Genomic DNA, 21,154 nt, shown 5'->3' on the forward strand with positions numbered 1-21,154 from the left:
GTCACCGGCCGGGTGCGCTACCGGCCGGTGACCGCGGCGATCGACGCGTAGATTTCGCCCATGCGGTCGATCCGGTGCTCCCACAGGTGCGTGGTGGCGACGTGCTCGCGCGCGGCGGCGCCCATCCGCAGCCTCAGCTCCCGATCCTCGGCGAGCTTGCGGATCGCGGCCGCGCAGTCCGCGGCCAGCTGCTCCGGCGAGACGGCGGCCAGCCGGAAGCCGCACGCGTCGCTGACGTTGGCGCCGGGCCCCCCGCGCTCGCAGACGACCACCGGCAGGCCGTACGACATGGCCTCGAGGCTGACGTTGCCGCCCGGCTCGCGGTAGCTGGGGAACACGAAGACGTCGGCACGCTCGTAGAAGCCGTCGACCTGCGCACGCGGCACAGAGCCGTGGAACGTCACCCGGTCGCCCAGGCCCAGCGAGCGGACCAGCTCCTCGCAGGCCGCGCGGTCGTTGCCGTCGCCCAGCACGTCGAGGACGACGTCGAGGTCGCGCAGGTCGCCCAGCGCGCGGATGACGTCGCGCAGGCCCTTGGTGCGGACGGTGCGCCCGACGTGCAGCAGCCGGAGCGGTCCGGTGCGCCCGGACCGGTCGACCGGCGGCGGGACGTCGTGGACGGCGGTCTCGCTGAGCAGCTCGAACCGCTTCAGGGTCAGGCCGGACAGGAACTCCTGGACATACGGGGCCACGCCCACCACGCAGTCGGCCGACTCGTAGGTGGAGCGCAGCAGCGGGTCGCGCCTGATGCGCCAGCCGTCGAGGGCGCGCAGCCGCTGGTACCAGGGCGTGGCGCCCTCTTCGGCGACGAACCCGGGCGGCGACTCGAGGCTGCCCCCGACCGGCCCGATGACGAGCGGGATGCCCAGCTCGCGGGCCGGCGACGGGTAGCGCATGGCGACGGGGACGCTCTGGTGCGCGACGTCGAAGCGCTCACCGTCGCGCAGCCGCCCGCGGATCCAGCCGCGGGCGCGCCGGTAGAACGGCGCGTAGGCCGGCTGCATGAGGCTGTTGAGCCGCTCGACCCGGCCGACCAGTGGCGGCTCGCTCCACTCGACGACCCGCACGCCGGGCAGCTGCTGCGACGGCGGCACGTGGCCGCGCTTGTACGTGGTCAGCAACGTCAGGTCGAAGCGCTGCGACACCAGTGACGCCCACTGGAACGCCACCCACGACTCGCCGACGTCCTGCCCGTCGCAGGCAGGCGCGACCATCAGGACCTTCATCTTCGTCCATCCCCCCTGGAAGACGATCAGTATGCGGTTGTCCGCCCACCCCTGGCGGCGCCCCGGTGGCTCACCGGGGCAGGAACGTGTCACTCGCCATCAGCATCGGCGGCCGTGTGGACGGCCGTACCAGGGCCCGTATGGTCGGCCACGACTTGCGGTGGCCGAGGACGGCCCGGCGGACCTCGGTGAGAACCGTGAGCACGAAGTACACCCAAGCACGGGTGTCGTCGGTGCGCCGCCGATACAGCCGGACCCGGTTGATGATCTTCATCGTGTGGGTCGTCGCGCTCTCGCCGGACCCGCCGCCCACGTGCATGGCCCCGGGAGCCGGGGTGTACACCGTCGCCCAGCCCCGGTCCTTGGCCCGCAGGCTGAAGTCGGTCTCCTCGGAGTAGAGGAAGTACGACTCGTCGAGCCCGCCGAGCGCGTCGTAGCACTCGCGGTCGAGCAGCAGGATCGCGCCGACGGCCCAGTCGACCTCGTGCTCGGCCTCGTACTCGGCAGGGTCCTCGATGCGCTCGGTGAACGCCGGGAGCCCGGTGAAGCTCAGCCCGCCGACCCGGCCCATGGTCGGCCCGCGGCGCAGCGTCGGCGACAGGCTGCCGTCCTCTTCGCGCACCCGCGGCGCCACGACACCGACGCCGGGCTTGCGCAGCACGTCGAGCATGAGCGGCACGGCGCCGGGGTCGAGGGTGGCGTCGGGGTTGAGGACGAGCAGCGCCGCAGCCGGCGGCGAGTGGCGCACCGCCTTGTTGATGCCCGCCGCGTAGCCGTCGTTCGTCGACCGCACGACGACGCAGTCGGGCCGCGAGTCGAGGAGCGCCAGTGTGCCGTCGGCGGAGCCGTTGTCGACCACCACCACGGAGTACGAGAGCCCGGCCAGCGCCGCGGGCAGGCTGTCGAGGAGCTCGACGATGTGCTCCTCGCTGTTGTACGTGACGACGAGCGCGGCGACGTCGACCGCCTCGCCGCTCATGGTCCCCCCACCATGGCCCCCACCCGATCCTCGGTTCTGCGCAGCGCGCCCGCCATTCCGAGCAGCAGGAAGAGCGTACCCATGGTCATCGGGAACGCGAACGCGTCGAACATGACCAGGCAGACGAACCCCACGGCGAGCGCCGCGGCCAGCGCCGAGGCGAGGTCGCGGGTCGCGTCGTCGGCCGCGCGCCGGCGCACCCGCACGAGCATGGCGATGGCGACGACGCCCAGGGCGACGAACAGCAGCGTGCCGATGACGCCCACCGTCACCAGCAGGCCGAGGTACTGGTTGTCGAAGATCCGGTACTTGGGCAGGAACGTCCCGAGCCCGCGGCCGAACCACGGGTGCTCGGAGATGAACGACCCCGCCAGCGCGAAGCTGTCCGTGCGCGAGGCGATGCTCGGGTCCTCGCCCGCACCGGTGAACAGCCCGAGGATCGAGTTGACCAGGGTCGGGGTGAGGAACGTCAGCACCACGATGCCGAGCGCGCCGACGGCCAGCACCAGCCGGCGCCGCGCCTTGGGCCAGCCGACGGCGCAGATCAGCACGCCGATGATCGCGCCGACGTAGGCCGACCGCGACGACGTCACCGGGATGACCGTGGCCAGCGCCGCCGCCGGGATCCACCGGCCCACCGGGTGCCGCCAGGTGTGGTTGAACCCGACGTGCAGCGCGAGCGGCAGCAGCATCGTCACCACGACGCCGTACTCGATGGGGTGGATGGCCGTGCCCGCGGGCCGCAGGAAGGCACCGCGCAGGTAGGTCCCGGCCGCGTCGGCAGCCGTCAGCCCCGGGAGGGAGATGCGGTCGACCCAGATGGTGTGGGTGAGGACCTGCACGATGCCGAGAGTCGCGATGACGCTGCCGCAGACGGCGATGCGCCAGACCAGGCTGTTCAGCCGGTCGCGGCTGGTCACGCCGTCGTGCGCGATGAGCATGGTGCCCGCCCACGAGGCCAGCGCGAGCAGGGCGACGTCGGCCGGGCTGATCTCGTCGGTGTTGATGGGGCCGGACATCGCCAGCGCATAGCTGACGCCGACGCTGAACAGGAAGGCGCACAGCGCGATACGGACCGGCTGGACGCGCACCTGCACCGGTTTCGTGGTGCCGACGTAGTAGAAGGTCCAGAGCATCAGGCTGCCCAGCCCGAAGACCATGGACGGCGCCCCGGCGCTGCCGAGCGGGGCGAAGATCAGCTTGGACGGCACGAAGAACAGCAGGCCGACGTACAGCGTGAGCCAGGCGACCGCGTCGAGTCGCTTGCGGGTGCGCGGCAGGGCGCCGGTGACCGTCGTCACTTGGCCCGCCTACGGCTCCCCGGTGCCGTCCGCGGCGCCGGCCGTTCCGCGGGTTCGACCGGGCGTCCGTCGTCGTCGCCGTCGTCACCCGACCCGTCGCCGGCGGGGCCTCCGGAGTCGGGCACCGGGCCCAGGGCGGTCCGCCGGGCCTCCGCACGCGCCCGTGGCGCCGCTCGGCGGCGGGCCGAGCGCCGCAGCACCATGCGGTCGATCAGGACGGTCGCGGCCGCCGTGGCCGCCAGCCCGGCCCCGGCGGCCACGATCGCGATCAGGGTGCCGTTGCCGCTGAGCTCCTCGGCCTCGGTGCTCATGGTCAGCGGCATGGAGGTGACTGTGGACTCGGCGGGCACCTCGAGCTCCTGCTGCAGCCGCGCCAGCGTGCTCGGGACGGCGTCGGCGATGTCCTGCAGCGTCGCGAGCGCGCCCTCGGGCGTGGTGTCGGTGACCTCGATGGCGATGACGGGGCCGCGGGTCGCCTCTTCCATGGCGACCTCGTACGACGCCGTCGGCATCACGGTCTCGACGTCGGCGCGTGCGGACGGGCTGTCGAGGTAGGACACGATGATGCGGGCGGGCATGTCGAGCGCGCCGAGGGCGAGGAACGGGTTGCCGCCGTCGCCGACGGCGTCCTCGGGCGGCAGCAGCAGCACCAGCCCGCGAGCGGAGTACGTGGGCGAGGACATCACCGTCGCACCGACGGCGAGTCCGAGCGTGATGAGGACGCCGAGCACCAGCACGTACCACCTGCGCCCGGCGGCGGCGAGGAATTCCGCAGCCACCCGCCATCGACCCCCAGACCCGTTGACGGCCGGCGGAACCGGCCGCACCTCCGGCGGGGCCGAGGGGACGGCTCACCCTCGTGCGCTCGCGCGGAGGATTCTCCCCCTTGACCAGGCGAGACGGCCGAAACCGCGCACGCCACGATCTGCGCTCGCTACTATAGCCTGGACCTGGGCGGCAGGGGGGTCGCCGGGTTTCGAGAGGCGCGTGGAACACCGATGACGCCGTGGGAACTGATTCTCACCATGCTCCGCCGTTGGCCGGTGGTGCTGGTCGGCGCGCTGTGCACCGGCGCCCTGGCGTTCGTCATGATCGCCGACGACCACGTCTACTGGTCGCGCACCGAGGTGGTCTTCCTCGCACCCACCAGCCGGCTGTACCCGAACTCACTGAGCGCGCCGTCCGAGGACCTCATCATCACGGCGGGTGTGGTGGCCAAGCGCGTCACCGGGCCGGGCGCGACGCTCAAGTACGCCTCGCCCGAGGCCAACCTGGTGGGCATCGGCGTGCGCGACGGCTGGTCGGTGAAGCTGCCCGACACCGGCGGCCAGTGGGCCCCGAACTTCGCCCGCCAGGTGCTGTCGGTCGAGGTGGTGGCGTCGGACCGCGAGAAGCTCCTGGCCCGGCAGCGCGAGCTCATCGACCGCATCGCGCGCGAGCTCGACGCGCTGCAGCGCGAGCAGGGCGTCGACCCCGTCAACGACATCACCGTGACCGTGCAGCCCGAGACGTCGGCCGTCTACGAGATCGGCGGCAGCAAGATCCGTACGCTCGCCATGGTCGGCATCCTGGGCGGCGGGGCCACCCTGGCGGTGATCGTCCTGCTCGAGTACCGCGCCCGCAAGCGCGGCACCCCCATCCCGCGCGAGCGCGACTTCAGCCCAATCTCTTGACCAGGCTCACCGCGGCGTTGCGGGCGTCGCGCAGCCCCGGCCGGTGAGTGAGGTAGGCGCGCACCGACTCGACGGTGTCCGCGGCGGTCACGCTGTAGCGCGGCTGCAGCCAGGACCGCTCGCGGGCCGGGAACCGGTCGCTGGTGTAGACGGTCCGGTAGCCGGCGCTGCGCAGCCGGCCGAGCAGTCGCCGGTCGTAGCGGCCCAGCGGCAGCGCCGCCTCCGTCACAGTGGCCCCACTCGCCGCGGCGATCGCCTCGCGCGCCTCGACGAGCTCGCGGCGGGCGTCGGCGGCCGACAGCCCGCGCCAGGGCACGTGCGCCCAGCCGTGGCTGCCGATCGCCATGCCGGCGCCGCGCAGCTCCTCGAGGTCGGCCGGCGCCAGGCTCACCGGGTCGTCCAGGCGGCCGGCGAGGGCGAAGAACGTGGCCCGCAGCCCGCGCTCGCGCAGCGCCGGCAGCGCCACCTCGGCGTCGGAGGCGTTGCCGTCGTCGAAGCTGAGCCGCACGTGCGGGTGCGCGGCGGCCTCGTCGAGCACGCGCTGGAACATCGGCTCGGTGACCCAGTACCGGGCTTCGCCGGGCTCGCGCTCCCGCTCGCACGTGCCGATGCCGTGGAAGCACAGGTGGACGATCACGGGGCGGTCCCTTCGGCGGCCGACGGGCCGCGGGTGGTGTCGTCGCGGCCCCAGCCGTCGCCCGGACGGGCCGGACGGCGGGCGAGCAGGGCCGCGGCGACGGTGATGACCAGGTACGGGATGGCCGCCGGCGCCCGCCGGGGCTCGCGCACGACGACGTCGCGCAGCCACGCCCAGCGGTCGGCCGATCGCACCGGCAGGTCCACCTGGCCGGCGGCCGCGGCGGTCCGCAGCTGGGCGTTGCCCCGGCGCACCCGGACCAGCCGGCGCAGTAGGTCGCGCGTGGTGAACGGCGCCTCGACGACGACCTCGACCTCGGTCAGCTCGGCCTTCTCCGCCGCGGTGAACCGCGAGTCGAGGAACAGGTCGTCGGCGATGAGCTCCGGGAACGTGTCGAACCGGGCGCGGCCCTCCTCGGACAACGCGATCATTCCCCGCCCGAACAGCCCGGTCCGGAACGCCGGGTGCCGCTCGTTGATGGAGAAGTACGCCTTCACCGGCCAGGCCCGGCCGGCGGTGTTCACCCGGCGCCGCGGCACCACGGCCAGCGGCCGCGGCAGCACCTCGAACCGGGCCACCACCGTCGCCACGGCATGCGCGGGCAGGACGATGTCGGCGTCGAGGTAGATCCGCGGGAAGCCGGTCGCGACCGGGTCGCCGGCGTTGAGAGCCCCGGTCTTCCCGGCCTCGGGGCGATCGACCACCGTGACGCCGTGGCGGGCCGCCACCGCGGCGGTGTCGTCAGTGCAGCCGTTCGCGCTGACGACGATGTCGAGGTCGCCCGAGAACCGCTGCCCGGACAGCGCCTCGAGGCAGCTCCCGATGACATTCGCCTCGTTGTGGGCGGCGATCACGACGCTGGCCATCGCCATTCCTCTCCCCGGAGGGTCACGCAATACCGGCGGGCTCCCGGTGGCCCGAGGTCCCCTGAACGCTCGACCCTCGGTCCGGTCCTTCCGTCCTCGCACGACCCGACAGCCGAAGGCTGCTGGTGGGGCTGCGATATGGTGACCCGATGGGAGCGCCCGCCGTGGTCGTGCGGCCTGTCTCGGCCGGCGACGCCTGGGCCGTCAGCCGGTTCCTCCACCAGCACCTCAACCCGCGGGTCTCGGCCGACGCGTGGAGCCTGCTGCTGGCGCCGCCGTGGAAGGCCGACGCGCCCAACCACGGGTTCCAGCTGCTCGACGGCGATCGGATCGTCGGGGTGTACGCGGCCGTCTACTCCGAGCGCGAGATCGGCGGCGAGCCGGTCCCGTTCTGCAACCTGGCCGCGTTCTGCGTGCTCGAGGAGTACCGGCCGCACTCGCTGCGGCTGGTGCGCGCGCTGCTCGGCCAGAAGGGCTTCGTCTTCACCGACCTGTCGCCCAGCGGCAACGTCATCGCGCTGAACGAGCGGCTCGGCTTCCAGCGCCTCGACACCGCCACCACGCTGGTGGCCAACCTGCCCCGCCCGGCCGGCCGCGGCACCCGGGTGACGACGGCGCCGGCCGTCCTCGACCGCGTGCTCACCGGCCGCGACGCTGAGGTCTACCGCGACCACCGGCAGGCGCCGGCGGCCCAGCACCTGCTGGTCGGGCGCGACGGCGCGCACGGCTACCTGATGTTCCGGCGCGACCGGCGCAAGCGGCTGCCGTTGTTCGCGACGCCGCTGTACGCGGGCGGCGATGCCGGCTGCCTCGAGGCGGCCTGGCCCGCGGTCGCCGCGCACCTGCTGTTGCGACACGGCCTCCCCCTGACGCTCGCGGAACGGCGGATCCTGGGTTTCACGCCCGGCGGCCCGGGCCGGGTGCTGGCCCAGCCGCGGCCGAAGATGTTCCGGGCCGAGCACGTCGGCCCCGAGTCCATCGATCATCTCTACAGCGAGCTGACTCTGGTCCGCTGGTAGCCGGTCAGGCCGCGGCCAGCTTCGAGTCGACGAACTGCGTCAAGGACCCGAGGGTCTCGAACAGCTCGGCGTCGAACTCGTCGTCGTCGATGGTGATGTCGAAGCGCTCCTCGATGGCCGTCACCAGCGAGAGGACGCCCAGCGAGTCCAGCTCGGGCAGCGATCCGAACAGGGCCGTGCTCTCCTGGAGGTCCTCGGGCCGCTGCGTGAGGTCCAGCGACTCGATCAGCACCGTGCGGACGGTGTCCAGGGTGTCGGTCATGTGTGCTCCTTGTGCGATGGTTCGGTGGCGGGTCAGACGAGGACTTCGATCGGGGACGGGTGCCCCAGGAAGGCGGTCGGGCTGGCGGTCAGGCCGTAGGCGCCGGCCTGGAAGATGACGACGAGGTCGCCGATCTCCGCGGCGGGCAGCTCGACGTCGTCGCCGAGCAGGTCCAGCGGCGTGCACAGGCAGCCGACGACGGTGGCGGTCTCGGAACCGGACTTCTCGACCCGGTTGCCCACCACGAGCGGGTAGTTGCGCCGGATGACCTGGCCGAAGTTGCCCGACGCCGCGAGTTGGTGGTGCATGCCGCCGTCGACGACGAGGTACGTCGTGCCACGCGACACCTTGCGGTCGAGGACGCGGGTGACATAGACGCCGCACTCGCCCACGATGTAACGGCCCAGCTCGATGACGGGGATCGCCTCGGGCAGCTTCTGCGCCAGTTCGCCGGCGACCAGGCCGGCCAGCTCGCCCGCCACGAGGCCGAGGTCGAGCGGCCCGTCCTTCTCGACGTACGGGATGCCGAAGCCGCCGCCGAGGTTGAGGTAGCGCACCGGCGCGGGCAGGTGCGCCGCGAGCGACGCGACCAGGTCGACGGTGCGCCGCTGCGACTCGGCGATGATCTCGGCGTTGAGGTTCTGCGACCCGGCGAACACGTGGAAGCCGAGCCAGTTCACGCCGGCAGCGGCGAACTCGCGCAGCACCGCGGGCACCTGCTCGGCGTCGATGCCGAACTGCTGCGGCCCGCCACCCATGCGCATGCCCGAGCCCTTCACCGCGAAGTCCGGGTTGACGCGGATCGCGACGTTCGGCGTCAGGCCGAGGTCGTCGCCGGCGGTGATGACGCGGCCCAGCTCCGTCGTCGACTCGACCTCGACGATGATGCCGGCCGCGACCGCCTGCCGGATCTCGGCGGGCGACTTGCCCGGCCCGGCGAAGCTGACCCGGTCGGCCGGCATGACGGTGTCGAGCGCGGCGTGCATCTCCAGACCCGAGGCGACGTCGATGCGGTCGACCCGGTGCGCCAGGTGCTGTACGACCGCCGGCATCGGGTTGGCCTTCATGGCGTAGCTGAGCTGCACCGAGTCGGGCAGCGCCGAGCGCAGCCGGTCGATGCGGGCGTCCAGGAGGCCGCGGTCGTAGGCGAAGAACGGCGTCGAGCCGACCCGGTCGGCGAGCCGGCTCAGCGGCATCCCGCCGACCCGGAGCTCGCCGTCGGCGGTGCCGAAGGCGGCGATGTGCTCGTGCGGCTTCACTGGACCAGCTCCCCCTTGATGAGGCCGCGGTCGAACTTGCCGTTGGGCGAGCGCGGCAGCTCGCTGCGGACCTCGACCTCGGACGGGACCATGTACAGCGGCAGCGTCTGGCGCATCGCGGCCAGCAGCGCCGCGACGTCGAGCTCCGCCTCGGCGGGCGTGGCGACGAGGACCACCCGCTGGCCCAGGGCGGCGTCGTCGACCCCGATGGCGACGGCGTCGCGGACCAGCCCCGTGCTGTACGCGGCCTCCTCGATCTCCGTCGGGCTGATGCGGTACCCCGAGGTCTTGATCATGTCGTCCTTGCGGCCCACGAAGTACAGGAAGCCCTCGTCGTCGGCCACCACGGTGTCGCCGGACCATACGGCCTGCTCCGGCGTGCGCCAGTCCTCGCCCGGCCGGGGCAGCGGCCTGTACCGCTCCGCGGTGCGGACGGGGTCGTTCCAGTAGCCGAGCGCCACCAGCGCGCCACGATGCACCAGCTCGCCCTCCTCGCCGGGCGCGCACGGGGTGCCGTCGGGGCGCACCACGAGGATCTCCGCGTTCGGGATCGCCTTGCCGATGGAGTCGGGCCGGCGGTCGACCTCGGCGGGGTCGAGGTAGGTGGAGCGGAACGCCTCGGTGAGGCCGTACATCAGGAACGGCCGGGCCTCGGTGAACACGCCGCGGAGCCGGTCGAGCGTCACCCGGGGCATGCGCCCGCCGGTGTTGGCCCAGTACCGCAGCTTGCGGGCGGCCGTCTCGGGCCAGGGCACCTCGGCCAGCTGCAGCCACAGTGGCGGCACGCAGGTGAGGCCCGTGACGCCGTACTGCTCGCACAGCTTCGGCACCTCGCGCGGCAGCAGGTAGTTCATCAGCACGCAGTGCGCGCCGGCCGAGAAGGCCGTCGTCACCTGGCTCAGGCCGGCGTCGAAGCTCAGCGGCAGCACGCTGAGGATGACGTCGTGGTCGCTGTTCTCGAGGTAGCTGCTCACGCTCTCGGCACCCACGATGAGGTTGCGGTGGCTCAGCACGACGCCCTTCGGCTTACCCGTGCTGCCGGAGGTGTAGAGGATCGCGGCCGGGTCGATGTCGATGGCCGGCGACGGCTCCGGCTCGCCACCGGCCTCCTGGCCGGCGTCCCAGCGGTGCACGAGGTAGGTCGCGCCGTCCGTGGCCTCGGTGGTCCCGACGATGACGACCTGCGTGACGGCGGTCCCGGCCAGGACGGCGTCGAGCTGGGCCAGCCGGTCGGCGGACGTGACCAGCACCGTCGCACCGCTGTCGGCCAGGATGTGCCCGACCTGCTGGGCCTTGAGCACGTGGTTGACCGGGACGAACACGCCGCCGGCGGCCGAGGCGGCGAAGAACGCGGCCACGGTCTCGATGCGCTTCTCGAGGTAGATCGCCACCCGGTCGCCCCGGCTCAGGCCCAGCCCGGACAGCTGTGCCGCCGCGGCCTGCACCGTCCGCCAGACGTCGCCGTAGCCGGCGGTCTGGTTGCGGTACGTCAGCGCCGGCGCGTCGGGCCGGGCAGCGGCGGCCTGGGCGAGCAGGTCGTGGAACTGCGTCCTGATCGCGGTCACGGCGCCCTCCTTTCCTCGAGGTAGCGGACGAGTTCCACGGTGTCGTCGAGGTCGACGTAGCGGCGGCCCTGCGGGTCGGTGGCGCGGCCGGGCTCAGCCGGCGGGACGGCCGGCCCCGGCCGCGAGAACCCGGTCAGCTCGTCGTACACCGACACGTACGCCTCGGCCTGCGCACGCCAGTCGAGCTCCGCGGCGACGCGCGTGCGCGCCTGCCGGCCCAGCTCCGCGCGCAGCCCGGGGTCGTCGATCAGCTTCTCGACGGCGTCGGCGAACGCGTGGACGTCGCCGGTCGGAACGTACAGCACGCTGTCGGCGCCGGAGACCCGGGTCTCGGCCAGGTCGAACGCGACCGACGGCAGGGCGTAGGCCATGTACTCCATGGTCTTGTTCATGGTCGACACGTCGTTGAGCGGCGTCTTCAGGTCCGGGCCGAGCCCGATGTCGGCGCGGCTCAGGTACTCGGCGATCTGGACGCGGTCGACGCGGCCGGTGAAGGTGACGTGGCCGTCGAGCCCGAGCGACGCGGACTGCTTGCGGAGGTCCTCGAGGCAGTCGCCGAACCCGAGCAGCGTGGCCCTCACGTTCGTGCGGCCGCGCCGGTGCACCAGCTCGTCCATGACCAGCAGCACCTGGTCGACACCGTCCTGCGGGCCCATGATGCCCAGGTACACGAGCACGATCTCGTCGGCCGGGCGCGGGTGCTCGGGGTAGACGGGGCGCATCTGCTCGGTGTCGGGGCCGCTGCGCACGACGGTGACGTGCTCCGGCCGGCGGTCGCCGCGGCGGATGGCGATGGCCCGGTACGACTCGTTGGTCGAGATGACCCGGTGCGCGGCCCGGAACGTGCGTCGTTCCAGCCAGACCAACGCGCGGTACTGCGCCTGCTGCGACCCGCCGCGTGGCTCGCCGAAGCGGGACAGGAAGAGCTCGGGGTTGAGGTCGTGGTGGTCGAAGACGAACCGCACCCCGAACGGGCGCCAGAGCAGCGCCAGCAGCCAGTAGGTGTCCGGCGGGTTGCAGGCCTGGATGATGTGGAACCGGCCGGCGCCGCGCACGCGGAGCGACAGCCACGCGGTGCGCAGCCAGCTGTAGGCGAACTCCCAGACGAACCCGAGCAGGCCCTTGGCCTCGGGCGCGGGCCTGTACTTGTAGAGGTCGACGCCCTCGACCACCTCGTGGTCGGGGTCGCCGGGGCCCTTGGGGCAGATGACGCTCACGCGGTAGCCGCGGGCGAGCAGCGCCTGGCACTCGAGCCAGACCCGCCGGTCCAGCGGTACGGGCAGGTTCTGCACGACGATGAGGACGTGCGGGCGACCGGTCATGAGTGCTCCATCGAGTTGACCAGCATGTTGACACGAGCGGCCCGGGTGTGGCGAGGCAGATAGCCGGTCCGGACGTGGCGCCCGAGGTAGTCGATCCCGTTCTGTCCGGGAAGGTACCGGGCGATGTCGGTGACGACGCGCTTCGCCAGCAGCACCGTCACGGCGCCGTAGGCCACCAGGATCGCGATCCCGATCAGCCCGACCCGGACGATCGGCGGCAGCCCGGCGGTCGCCGTCATGACCAGCCAGCCGGTCCCGGCGCCGACGGGCACCGCGACGGCGAGGAAGCCGAACGGCCCGGCCAGCGCCCACGGCCGGGCCTGCAGCAGCCGCGCGACCAGGAACCAGCGCGACGCCGTGGCGACGGCGGCCACGACCAGGAAGCCGGTCGCGACGCCCACGAGCCCCCACCGCACGGTGAGCGCCGTCGTGGCCACCGTCAGCACGTCGATGGCCAGCGCGTACCCGAACCAGCGGCCGGGGCGGCCGAGACCGTAGAACAGCCCGTGGTCCAGCGTCGCGCCGACCACCATGATCCCGGCGAAGGCCAGGATCCGGGCCACCGGCACGCTCTCCTCCCAGCCGTCGCCGAAGACGAGCGGCAGGATCAGCGGAGCCGCGACCGCCAGCAGCGTGAGCGGCGGCGCCAGCAGGGCGTACGTCATGCGCAACGCCCGCAGGTACGCGTGGCGCAGCCGCTCGGCGGAGTCGCGGATCTTCGCGAACGCGACCATGGTCACGGGGAGCAGCGCCGCGCCGGTGAGCTCCTGGACGATCTGCACCAGCCGCTGCGCGATGTTGAGGTAGCCGAGTGCGGCCATGCCGAGGCCGACGGAGACGATCGCGGTCTCGGCCCACTGGCGGCAGACGGCGACGCACTCGACGCCGAGCACCTGCCCGCCGAACCGGGCCATGACGGCGAACTGGCGGCCCGAGAACGCGAGCGAGGGCCACCAGCGCGCGGCCGTCCAGGCCAGCAGCGCGGTCAGCCCCTGGACGGTCAGCACCTGGCCGACCAGCGCCCAGACGCCTGCTCCGGTGAGCACCATGGCGACGGCGACGACCTGCGCGGCGACGGACGCGACGGTGCCCTGGATGGCCAGCGTCCGGAACCGCATCTCGCGCCGCAGCAGCGCCGTCGGCACCGACCCCAGCGCCGTCGCCAGCACGGCCAGCGCCAGCACCTGCAGCACCGGCACGACGTCGGCGGAATCGAACACCAGCCCGAACAGGGGCGCCGCCCCGGCGACGGCGGCGGCGAGCACCACACCGGCGAGAGCGGCGAACCAGAACGCCGTGCTCAGCAGCCTTCGCCCGGCGTGCTCGACCTGCACGATGTAGGCGGCGAACCCCAGGTCGGCCAGCAGGTAGAAGAACGGCAGCACCGTCGACGCCGCGGCCACGACGCCGAAGTCCTCGGGGCTGAGGAACCGGGTGAGCACGGCGATGGTCACCAGGCCGGAGAGCCGGACCGCCCACTTCTGCACGGTCAGCCAGAGCACGCCCGACGCGGCCTGCCGGCCGACGGACGTGTCGGGCGCTTCGCTCGTCCTCGGCTGGTCGTCAATCATCGTCGACACCAGATCAGTGGCCGGTCCGCGGTATCACGATCCGTACACCTCGTCCTCGAGGATGCGCAGCACGTCCGACTGGGCCTTGGTCCAGCCGAACCGCCGCACCGACTCCGCGGCGGCCTTCGCGGCCACGTCGCGGTCCGCACGGGTGACGACGGCACTCAGCGCGGCGGCGATGCCGTGCGGTGTGGGCGTCGCCCACGCGACGTGCTCGTTGACCAGGTCGGCCCGCGAGTGCACGGAGTCATTGACGACGGGGACGGTGCCGGCCGCGAGCATCTCCTCGGCGACCAGCGAGATGTTGGTGAAGGACATCGCGAGGCCCGCGATGCTGGAGTTGTAGAGCTCGTTGAGCTCCGCCGGGGTGAGCCGGCCGTGCTGGACCGCCGGGAACGGCAGGTTCTTGACCACGGTCCCGTAGAAGTGGATCGGGACCTCCGGGTGCTGCTCGTGGAAGCGTTGCAGCGCCAGCCGGGCCAGCCAGTAGCCGCGCCGCGGCACCGTCGGCCGGGCGTACAGCACGACGCCGGTGCGCTCGTGGTCGTCGAGCGGCCGGTAGACCGACGTGTCGCAGCCGAACTCCGTCACGTCCGGCGCGAGGCCGAGCTCGGAGCGCAGCGCCTGCGCGACCATCTCGCCCAGCGCGATGTTCCGGAATCCGAACCGGTAGGTGTCCTCGGCCAGCGAGTACAGCGAGCCGCGCGGGTAGAAGTACGGCTCGAAGTCCTGGATGAAGTAGGCCCGCCGCATCGGCGCGGTGCCCCGGCGGGCCAGCACGTGCGCGGTGTCCCAGGACGACGCGACACAGGCGTCGACGCCGGCGATGCCCTCCGAGGCGTCGCGGACCTCGGCGCGGATGTTCGGCCACCAGTCGCGGATCACCCGCTCCTGCTCGCGCAGGTCGCCGCCGTAGCGGTCGTAGAGGAACAGCACGCACCCATGGCCGGCCTTCTCGACGGCCTCGACCATGCGGAACAGCGTGGTGTGGCCGCCGGACCCGGCCCGTGGCGGCACGGTGACCCAGCCGACGCTCATGGGCTGCGAGCGCGGCGGGCGCCACTGGGGCACGGCGAGGTCCAGCTGCGTGGAATCGGCGATGTCGTCGTAGAGCAGGGGCTCGTCGAGGCTGGCGGCGTCGAGCCGGTCGTAGGCCACGCGGGTCAGCCGCTGCGCCAGCGCCCGCGGGCCGTCCGCGCGCAGGATGCCGGCGGCCTTGGCGACCTTGGCGCCCAGCCGGCGGCTCGTGTCGGCGGCGCTCATCGCACGGCCCCTTCCGTGGTGGCCGGCTCGGGCTCGCGGGCGCCGACGGCCTCGGTGTCGCGCTGCTTCCACTCCAGGGCGCCGGACCCTCCGCCCAGCTTGGCGGCGAGGATGCGCCGCTCCGTGCCCAGATCGCGCAGCCAGCGCCGGCTCGACGCCGTGCGCAGCGCCTCGTCGTACACGCCGGCCAGCCGTTCCGCCATGGCCGGCAGTCCGAAGTTCGCCTCGGCGAACGCCCGTGCGGCCGTCCCGAGCCGGTGTCGCTCGGCGGCGTCGGCGGCCAGGGTCCGGAGATGGCCGGCCAGCAGCCCGGCGCCGTCGGCGACCTCGCGCGGGCTCCAGAAGCTGTTGCGGAAGATCGCGTCGACGTACGGCTCGCGGAAGACCGCGCTCCAGCCGCGCTCGCCGAGCACGACCAGCGGCTTGCCGAAGGCCAGTCCGCGCGCAGCGGAGCTGCCCATGCCCAGGACGACGTCGGCACCGTCGTAGGCGGGGCGGGGGTCGGCGAGCGGGCCGACGAACAGCACCGCCGTGCGCCCGAGCCGCAGGTTGACGCCGTCGGCGACCGCCCGCAGCCGGGCCGCCGCGTCACCGGTGCCGGCGACGACCAGGTGCACCCGCGGGTCGCCGAGCCGTTCGACGGCGTGGATGGCGTCCTCGACGCCGCGCGCCTTCATCTCCTCCGTCAGCCGGCTGACGATGGTCAGCACGACGGCGTCGTCGGCGAGCCCCAGCTCGCGGCGGAAGGCGGCGCGGTCGGTGGACCCGGGTGCGTCGCGCGAGGTGTCGACCGGCGGGCTGACGAGGGTCGTGCCGCCCGGGCGGCCGGCCAACTCGTCGCGGAGGTAGCCGGTGCCGATGACGAGCGGGATGGACGGGTGGGTGCGCGGGTCGAAGGACATCTCGTAGATGGTGCGCACCAGCCCACGCCGGCCGAGCAGGGCCGGGCCCCAGTAGGCGGCCCGCTCCGACGTGCTGAACGCATGCACGAGATGCGCGCCGCGGGCGAGCCGCGACAGCACCCGCGCGTGCGCGAACAGCGACGCGGGCCGCTCGTAGGTGCGCGCCGTGACGCCGTAGTCGGCGCTCACGTCGAGCACCGACGGGCCCGCGGGCAGGGTGTCCGCCGGCCCGATGACCAGGCTGTCGTACCCATGCTCCGCCACCGCCGCGCTCAGCTGCACGGCGTTGATCTGCGCTCCCCCGAGCTCGAGGTTGTCGAGCTGGACGAGCACCCGGCGACGTCGCGTGCTCATGGCCCGCCGAGCGCCTTGACGACAGCGGTGGCGACCTGCTCCTGCTGGTCGGCGGTGAGGTGCGGGTAGAGCGGCAGCGACAGGATCTCGCCGGCCGCCCGCTCGGCCACCGGGCAGCTGCCGGCCGCGTGACCGAGACCGGCGTACGCGGGCGTCAGGTGCCACGGCTCGGGGTAGTGCAGCGCCGCGCCCACCCCGGCGGCGTTGAGCTCGGCCAGCACCCGGTCGCGGTCCTCGACCCGCACCACGTACAGGTGCCAGACGTCGCTGTTGCCGGGCATCGTCCGCGGGACCCGCAGGCCCGGCACGCCGGACAGCAGCGTGGCGTACCGGCCGGCGGCCTGCCGCCGCCGCTCGTTCCAGTCCTCGAGGCGGGCCAGCTTGGCCTTGAGGGTCACCGCGTGGATCGCGTCGAGCCGGGAGTTCATCCCGATGACGTCGTGCTGGTACTTCACCGCGGAGCCGTGGTTGGCCAGCAGCCTGACCCGCGCCGCGAGGCCGGCGTCGTTCGTCGTGACTGCGCCGCCGTCGCCGGAGGCGCCCAGGTTCTTGCCCGGGTAGAACGAGGTGGCGGCGATGGCGCCGAGGCTTCCGGCCCCCCGGCCGTGGCGCCGGGCTCCCTGCGACTGCGCGGCGTCCTCGACAATCGGGACGCCCGCCGCGGCGGCGATGGGCTCCAGCGCCTCGATCGGCGCCACCTGCCCGTACAGGTGCACGGGGACGATCGCGCGGGTCTTCCCGGTGATCGCGGCGGCGACGGCGTCGGGCGAGATCAGCAGGTGGTCGGGGTCGACGTCGACCGGCACCGGGACCGCGCCGATGCGCGAGGCCGCCTCGGCGGTCGCGATGAAGGTGTTCGCCGGCATGATGACCTCGTCGCCGGCCTCCACCCCCACGACCCGCAGCGCGAGCTCGATGGCGTCGGTGCCGTTGGCGACGCCGACGCAGTGCCCGGCCCCCACGTACTCGGCATAGGCGGTCTCGAAGGCGGCCACGTGCGGCCCGCCGACGAACCCGGCGGTGCGGAGCACGTCGAGGATCTGCGGCTCCACCTCGGCCGCGATCTCGGCCTGCTGGGCCCGCAGGTCGACCAGCGGAATGTTCGTCACTTCGACTCCTCCTGCCGCGTCAGCGGCCGTGCGGGCACACCGGCCCAGGTCGTCCTCGCCGGCTGGTCCTCGACCAGTGCGGCTCCCATTCCGAGGACGGCGTCGTCCCCCACCCGGCGCCGCTCGCGCACCGAGGAGTGCATGCCCAGGTACGCGGCCTCGCCGACGATCACCCCGCCGCCGAGCGCCACCCCGGCGGCCAGTGTCGCGTAGTCGCCCACCACGTCGTCGTGGGTGAGCGTGACGTGCGGCATGCAGACCACGTGCCGGCCCACCGTGACGGCCGCGGTCAGCACCACACCGGCCAGCAGGATGCTGCCGGCGCCCACCGTGCAGCCGGCCGGGGCCGGCGTGCCCGGATGGACGACGGTGGCGTAGCGCGCGTCGTCGACGCCGAGCTTGGCGAACCGGGCGGCGATGTCGCGCCTGGCGCCGCCGCGGCCCGCGCAGATGAGCAGGTCGGCGCCGTCGTGCTGGGTGACGTCGTCGAGCGGGCCCAGCACGGGCACGCCGTCGACGCTCGTCCCCGCCTTGCTCAGGTCGTCGTCGAGGAACCCGGCGACCTCGTGCTCGGGTGCGGCGCCGACGCGGATCGCCGCGAGCGCCTCCCGGGCCAGGCCGCCGGCCGCGACGAGCACCAGTGCCCTGCTCACACAGGCCCTCGCAATGCGGCGACGACGCGCTCCTGGTCGCTCTCGGTGAGCTCGTGGAACAGCGGCAGGATCAGCGTGTGGTCGGTGAGCCGCTCGGTGACCGGGAGGCCCGACGACGGCGTCAGCTCGCGGTAGGGCGGCTGGCGGTGCGCGGCCATGATGCCGCGGCGGGCGGAGATGTCGGCCTCGGCCAGGTGCGCCAGCAGGCCCTCGCGGTCGAGCGGGTACTCCGGCTCGACCTCGACCCAGTACGACTGGAAGTTGCCGGTGCCCCACGCGGGGTCGGCCACGGGACGCAGGCCCGGGATGTCGGCGATCTGCTTGGCGTAGACGTCGGCCAGCGCGCGGCGGCGGGCGATCGCCTCGGGCAGCCGCCCCAGCTGGACCAGGCCCATGGCCGCCTGCAGGTCGGTCATGCGGTAGTTGAAGCCGACCTCGGCGTACTCCTCGGCCGGGGCGAGCACGCTGGCGTGCCGGTCGGCCGCCGAGACGCTCATGGCGTGCTCGCGCAGCCGCCGGGCCCGGCTCGCCCAGTCCTCGCGACCGGACGTCACCATGCCGCCCTCGCCGGTGGTGATGATCTTGCGCGGGTGGAACGACCAGGCCGCGATCTCCGCGGTCGCCGCGACCGGCCGGCCCCGGTACGTCGAGCCGGCACCGCACGCGGCGTCCTCGACGACGACGATGCCCCGCGGGTCGCACAGCTCGCGGATCGGGTCGAGGTCGACCGGGACGCCGCCCTGGTCGACGACGATGACGGCGCGGGTCGACGGCGTGAGTGCGGCCTCGACGGTGTCGCGCGTGAGGTTGCCGGTGGTGGCGTCGACGTCGGCGAAGACCGGCCGGGCGCCGGCGTACTTCGCGGCGTTGGCCGTCGCGATGAACGAGAACGACGGCACGACGACGTCGTCGCCGTCACTCACCCCGGCCACGACGAGGGCCAGGTGCAGCGCCGTCGTGCACGACGACGTCGCCACCGCGTACGGGGTGTCCATGACCGTCGCGAACTCCGCCTCGAAGGCGGCGACCCGCGGGCCCTGGGCGACCCAGCCGGACCGGATCGCCTCGGCGACCGCGGCCACCTCCTCGTCGCCCAGCCAGGGGCGCATGACGTTGACGCGGCTCATCGCACTCCCGCCAGCGACCGGCCGGCCGCGATCTCCTCGCGCAGCGGCCGCCACCACTCCACCAGCTGCGCCAATCCCTCCTCGAGGCCGATGGTCGCCTCGAAGCCGAGGTCGCGGCGGGCCGCCGAGGTGTCGGCGAGGCGCCGCGTGACGCCGTTGACCGCGCGCTCCGGGCCGTGCTCGACCCCCAGGTCGGAGTCCATGACCTTCAGCAGCGCGGTGGCGAGGTCGAACAGCGACGTCTCGGTGCCGCTGGCGATGTTGTAGACGCCCTCAGTGATGTCGCTGCCCGCCGCCAGGACGTTCGCGCGGGCGATGTCGGGCACGCAGACGAAGTCCATGGTCTGCAGGCCGTCGCCGAAGATCAGCGGCGGCTTGCCGTCGGCGATGCGCTCCATCCAGCGCACCAGCACCTCGGTGTACAGACCGTGCACGTCCATGCGCGGGCCGTAGACGTTGAAGTAGCGCAGGATGACGTAGTCGAGGTCGTACATGGCCCGGAAGCTGCGCAGCATGCCCTCGTTGAAGGACTTCGCGGCGCCGTAGAAGGTGTCGTTGTTGTGGTGGTGGTGCCGCTCGCCGGTCGGGAACTCCTCGGCCAGGCCGTACACCGACGCGCTGGACGCCGCGACGACCTTGTCGACGCCGTGCTCGGCGGCCGCCTCGAGGACGGTGAACGTGCCGTCGACCAGCACCTCGAGCGCCAGCCGGGGCTCCTCGGCGCACTGGGTGATGCGAATGGCGGCCTGGTGGAAGACCACGTCCTTGCCGCGGGTGAGGTCGTGGACGGCGTCGCGGTTGCGCAGGTCGTCCTCGACCAGCGTGACACGGCCGCTGGCCAGGGCGTCGGCGAGGTTCTCGCGCCGGCCCCGGACCAGGTTGTCCAGGACGTCGACGTGGGCGACACCCGCGTCGACCAGCTGGTCGACGAGGGTGGAGCCGATGGTGCCGGCGCCCCCGGTGACGAGAACGCTGGCGCCTTCGAGCTGGGTCATGCGAGGACCTCCGAGTGGGTGCCGGCCGTCGTGCTGGTGAACATGCCGCCGGCCGTCAGGCTCGCCGACGCCGCCTCGAGCACGCCGAGCACGCGCAGCCCGGCCGCGCCGTCGGTGCGCGGCGCCCGGCCCTCGCGGATGCTGGCGGCGAACTCGCCGACCATGAGGCCGAGCGCCTCCTTCTCCGGCAGGGCGGGCGACCACGTGTCGCCGAGGCGGTACGAGATGGTCGCCGCGGCCCGGTCGGTGCCCACGGCCGTCGTCCCGGCGAGGTCGACGCCGCGGTCGTAGACGCTGAGCCGCTGCTGCGGGTTCAGGTCGTCCCAGACCAGCGTGCGCCGGCTGCCGCCGATGACCATCTGGCGGATCTTGGTCGGGCTCAGCCAGTTCACGTGCACGTGCGCCATGCCGCCGTTCTCGAGCGGCATCGACAGGTACGCCAGGCACGCCTTGCCCGCGCCGAGCGGGTCGGCGCCGTGCGCGGACACGCCCACCGGGCGCAACCCGCCCGGCAGGACGGCGTCGAGGATGGACAGGTCGTGCGGCGCGAGGTCCCACAGCACGTCGACGTCGGGCTGCACGAGCCCGAGGTTGATCCGGATCGAGTCGACGAACAGGATGTCGCCCAGCGCGCCCTCGGCCACCAGCTCGGCGATCTTCAGCACGGCCGGCGTGTAGCAGTAGGTGTGGTCGGTCATGAGCACGAGGCCGCGCTCGGCCGCGAGGCCGACCATCTCGGCCGCCCGCTCGCCGGTGTCGGCCAGCGGCTTCTCGACCACGACGTGCTTGCCCGCCCGCAGCGCCGCCGTCGCGATGGCGTAGTGGGTGCGGGCCGGCGTGGCGACGGCGACGGCGTCGATGTCGTCGCGGGCCAGCAGCCGGTCGAGCGACGTCTCGACGTCGGCGCCTCCCGACGCGCGGGCGACCTTCGCCGCACGGGCCTCGTCGAGGTCGCACACGGCCACCAGCTCCCAGTCCGGCGCCGTGGCGAAGTTGCGGGCCAGGTTCGGGCCCCAGTACCCGGCCCCGACCACCGCGGCGTTCAGCGGCGTGCCGACCTGATCAGTCATC

Annotated in this window: 20 protein-coding genes; 2 read left to right on the forward strand and 18 right to left on the reverse strand. The window is 73.3% G+C overall.

The features are described from left to right. Positions 1–17: 17 nt before the first annotated feature. The 4 genes from E1212_RS06885 to E1212_RS06900 all read right to left on the reverse strand — a co-directional run bounded on the left by E1212_RS06885 (position 18) and on the right by E1212_RS06900 (position 4,285). On the reverse strand, positions 18–1,226 hold the full coding sequence (locus E1212_RS06885) for a glycosyltransferase family 4 protein (protein ID WP_131980672.1): 1,209 nt from the start codon (positions 1,224–1,226) through the stop codon (positions 18–20). Positions 1,227–1,296: 70 nt separating this feature from the next. Further along, positions 1,297–2,205 carry a glycosyltransferase family 2 protein gene (locus tag E1212_RS06890; protein WP_131980674.1) on the reverse strand — a complete coding sequence of 303 codons (909 nt, stop codon included), beginning with the start codon at positions 2,203–2,205 and terminating at the stop codon, positions 1,297–1,299. After that, positions 2,202–3,506, reverse strand: a complete 1,305-nt coding sequence (locus tag E1212_RS06895; protein WP_131980676.1) for an O-antigen ligase family protein — start codon at positions 3,504–3,506, stop codon at positions 2,202–2,204. The genes E1212_RS06890 and E1212_RS06895 overlap by 4 nt, the downstream gene beginning before the upstream one ends. Then, a complete protein-coding gene (locus E1212_RS06900) occupies positions 3,503–4,285 on the reverse strand; it encodes a YveK family protein (protein ID WP_131980678.1) in 783 nt (260 codons plus the stop codon). Before E1212_RS06900 ends, E1212_RS06895 begins: the two co-directional genes overlap by 4 nt. Before the next feature lie 219 nt (positions 4,286–4,504). Between E1212_RS06900 and E1212_RS06905 the strand changes: the two genes are divergently transcribed. After that, entirely contained in the window at positions 4,505–5,179 is a 675-nt protein-coding gene (locus E1212_RS06905; RefSeq protein WP_131980680.1) for a hypothetical protein, read from the forward strand. Here E1212_RS06905 and E1212_RS06910 read toward each other — a convergent pair. Then, positions 5,163–5,816, reverse strand: a complete 654-nt coding sequence (locus E1212_RS06910; protein WP_238992270.1) for a polysaccharide deacetylase family protein — start codon at positions 5,814–5,816, stop codon at positions 5,163–5,165. The two genes, E1212_RS06905 and E1212_RS06910, sit on opposite strands and share 17 nt — an antisense overlap. Next, the gene (locus tag E1212_RS30720) at positions 5,813–6,682 is read right to left on the reverse strand and encodes a glycosyltransferase family 2 protein (RefSeq protein ID WP_131980682.1); all 870 of its coding nucleotides are present in this window, start codon (positions 6,680–6,682) and stop codon (positions 5,813–5,815) included. Before E1212_RS30720 ends, E1212_RS06910 begins: the two co-directional genes overlap by 4 nt. A 149-nt stretch (positions 6,683–6,831) precedes the next feature. Between E1212_RS30720 and E1212_RS06920 the strand changes: the two genes are divergently transcribed. Then, positions 6,832–7,701: a hypothetical protein gene (locus E1212_RS06920; protein ID WP_203416530.1), complete on the forward strand. Its 870-nt coding sequence runs from the start codon at positions 6,832–6,834 to the stop codon at positions 7,699–7,701. A 4-nt stretch (positions 7,702–7,705) separates the two neighbouring features. On the opposite strand, the gene E1212_RS06925 is transcribed toward E1212_RS06920, so the two are convergent. From E1212_RS06925 to E1212_RS06980, 12 genes are read right to left on the reverse strand one after another with little or no spacing between them, the layout of a single operon-like run. After that, positions 7,706–7,963 (reverse strand): acyl carrier protein, encoded by a 258-nt coding sequence (locus E1212_RS06925; protein WP_131980684.1) that lies wholly within the window; start codon positions 7,961–7,963, stop codon positions 7,706–7,708. 32 nt (positions 7,964–7,995) lie between these two features. After that, entirely contained in the window at positions 7,996–9,222 is a 1,227-nt protein-coding gene (locus E1212_RS06930) for a pyridoxal-dependent decarboxylase, exosortase A system-associated (RefSeq protein WP_131980686.1), read from the reverse strand. After that, positions 9,219–10,778, reverse strand: a complete 1,560-nt coding sequence (locus E1212_RS06935) for an acyl-CoA ligase (AMP-forming), exosortase A system-associated (protein ID WP_131980734.1) — start codon at positions 10,776–10,778, stop codon at positions 9,219–9,221. The genes E1212_RS06930 and E1212_RS06935 overlap by 4 nt, the downstream gene beginning before the upstream one ends. Before the next feature lie 5 nt (positions 10,779–10,783). Further along, complete coding sequence (locus E1212_RS06940) at positions 10,784–12,109, reverse strand: glycosyltransferase family 4 protein (protein ID WP_131980688.1); 1,326 nt, start codon at positions 12,107–12,109, stop codon at positions 10,784–10,786. Continuing rightward, complete coding sequence (locus E1212_RS06945) at positions 12,106–13,680, reverse strand: lipopolysaccharide biosynthesis protein (RefSeq protein ID WP_131980736.1); 1,575 nt, start codon at positions 13,678–13,680, stop codon at positions 12,106–12,108. Before E1212_RS06945 ends, E1212_RS06940 begins: the two co-directional genes overlap by 4 nt. Positions 13,681–13,713: 33 nt before the next feature. Next, the gene (locus E1212_RS06950; protein WP_131980690.1) at positions 13,714–14,943 is read right to left on the reverse strand and encodes a rhamnosyltransferase WsaF family glycosyltransferase; all 1,230 of its coding nucleotides are present in this window, start codon (positions 14,941–14,943) and stop codon (positions 13,714–13,716) included. Further along, positions 14,940–16,199 (reverse strand): glycosyltransferase family 4 protein, encoded by a 1,260-nt coding sequence (locus tag E1212_RS06955; protein WP_131980692.1) that lies wholly within the window; start codon positions 16,197–16,199, stop codon positions 14,940–14,942. The genes E1212_RS06950 and E1212_RS06955 overlap by 4 nt, the downstream gene beginning before the upstream one ends. Continuing rightward, positions 16,196–17,308, reverse strand: coding sequence for a DegT/DnrJ/EryC1/StrS family aminotransferase (locus tag E1212_RS06960; protein ID WP_131980694.1), 1,113 nt, complete (start codon positions 17,306–17,308; stop codon positions 16,196–16,198). Before E1212_RS06960 ends, E1212_RS06955 begins: the two co-directional genes overlap by 4 nt. Then, complete coding sequence (locus tag E1212_RS06965; RefSeq protein WP_131980696.1) at positions 17,305–17,961, reverse strand: LbetaH domain-containing protein; 657 nt, start codon at positions 17,959–17,961, stop codon at positions 17,305–17,307. The genes E1212_RS06960 and E1212_RS06965 overlap by 4 nt, the downstream gene beginning before the upstream one ends. Then, positions 17,958–19,088, reverse strand: coding sequence for a DegT/DnrJ/EryC1/StrS family aminotransferase (locus tag E1212_RS06970; protein WP_131980698.1), 1,131 nt, complete (start codon positions 19,086–19,088; stop codon positions 17,958–17,960). The genes E1212_RS06965 and E1212_RS06970 overlap by 4 nt, the downstream gene beginning before the upstream one ends. Continuing rightward, positions 19,085–20,083: an NAD-dependent epimerase/dehydratase family protein gene (locus E1212_RS06975; protein ID WP_131980700.1), complete on the reverse strand. Its 999-nt coding sequence runs from the start codon at positions 20,081–20,083 to the stop codon at positions 19,085–19,087. Before E1212_RS06975 ends, E1212_RS06970 begins: the two co-directional genes overlap by 4 nt. Beyond that, positions 20,080–21,153 (reverse strand): Gfo/Idh/MocA family protein, encoded by a 1,074-nt coding sequence (locus E1212_RS06980; protein WP_203416536.1) that lies wholly within the window; start codon positions 21,151–21,153, stop codon positions 20,080–20,082. The genes E1212_RS06975 and E1212_RS06980 overlap by 4 nt, the downstream gene beginning before the upstream one ends. Position 21,154 lies beyond the last annotated feature (1 nt).

Source organism: Jiangella ureilytica (genome assembly GCF_004348545.1).
GTDB lineage: Bacteria > Actinomycetota > Actinomycetes > Jiangellales > Jiangellaceae > Jiangella > Jiangella ureilytica.

Bases quoted from the DNA above. Each gene is read 5' to 3' on its own strand.
- E1212_RS06950 (WP_131980690.1), bottom strand. From the start codon at position 14,943: ATGAGCGCCGCCGACACGAGCCGCCGGCTGGGCGCCAAGGTCGCCAAG.
- E1212_RS06970 (WP_131980698.1), bottom strand. From the start codon at position 19,088: ATGAGCCGCGTCAACGTCATGCGCCCCTGGCTGGGCGACGAGGAGGTG.
- E1212_RS06980 (WP_203416536.1), bottom strand. From the start codon at position 21,153: ATGACTGATCAGGTCGGCACGCCGCTGAACGCCGCGGTGGTCGGGGCC.
- E1212_RS06975 (WP_131980700.1), bottom strand. From the start codon at position 20,083: ATGACCCAGCTCGAAGGCGCCAGCGTTCTCGTCACCGGGGGCGCCGGC.
- E1212_RS06925 (WP_131980684.1), bottom strand. From the start codon at position 7,963: ATGACCGACACCCTGGACACCGTCCGCACGGTGCTGATCGAGTCGCTG.
- E1212_RS06905 (WP_131980680.1), top strand. From the start codon at position 4,505: ATGACGCCGTGGGAACTGATTCTCACCATGCTCCGCCGTTGGCCGGTG.
- E1212_RS06890 (WP_131980674.1), bottom strand. From the start codon at position 2,205: ATGAGCGGCGAGGCGGTCGACGTCGCCGCGCTCGTCGTCACGTACAAC.
- E1212_RS06885 (WP_131980672.1), bottom strand. From the start codon at position 1,226: ATGAAGGTCCTGATGGTCGCGCCTGCCTGCGACGGGCAGGACGTCGGC.
- E1212_RS30720 (WP_131980682.1), bottom strand. From the start codon at position 6,682: ATGGCCAGCGTCGTGATCGCCGCCCACAACGAGGCGAATGTCATCGGG.
- E1212_RS06945 (WP_131980736.1), bottom strand. From the start codon at position 13,680: ATGATTGACGACCAGCCGAGGACGAGCGAAGCGCCCGACACGTCCGTC.
- E1212_RS06920 (WP_203416530.1), top strand. From the start codon at position 6,832: ATGGGAGCGCCCGCCGTGGTCGTGCGGCCTGTCTCGGCCGGCGACGCC.
- E1212_RS06940 (WP_131980688.1), bottom strand. From the start codon at position 12,109: ATGACCGGTCGCCCGCACGTCCTCATCGTCGTGCAGAACCTGCCCGTA.
- E1212_RS06955 (WP_131980692.1), bottom strand. From the start codon at position 16,199: ATGAGCACGCGACGTCGCCGGGTGCTCGTCCAGCTCGACAACCTCGAG.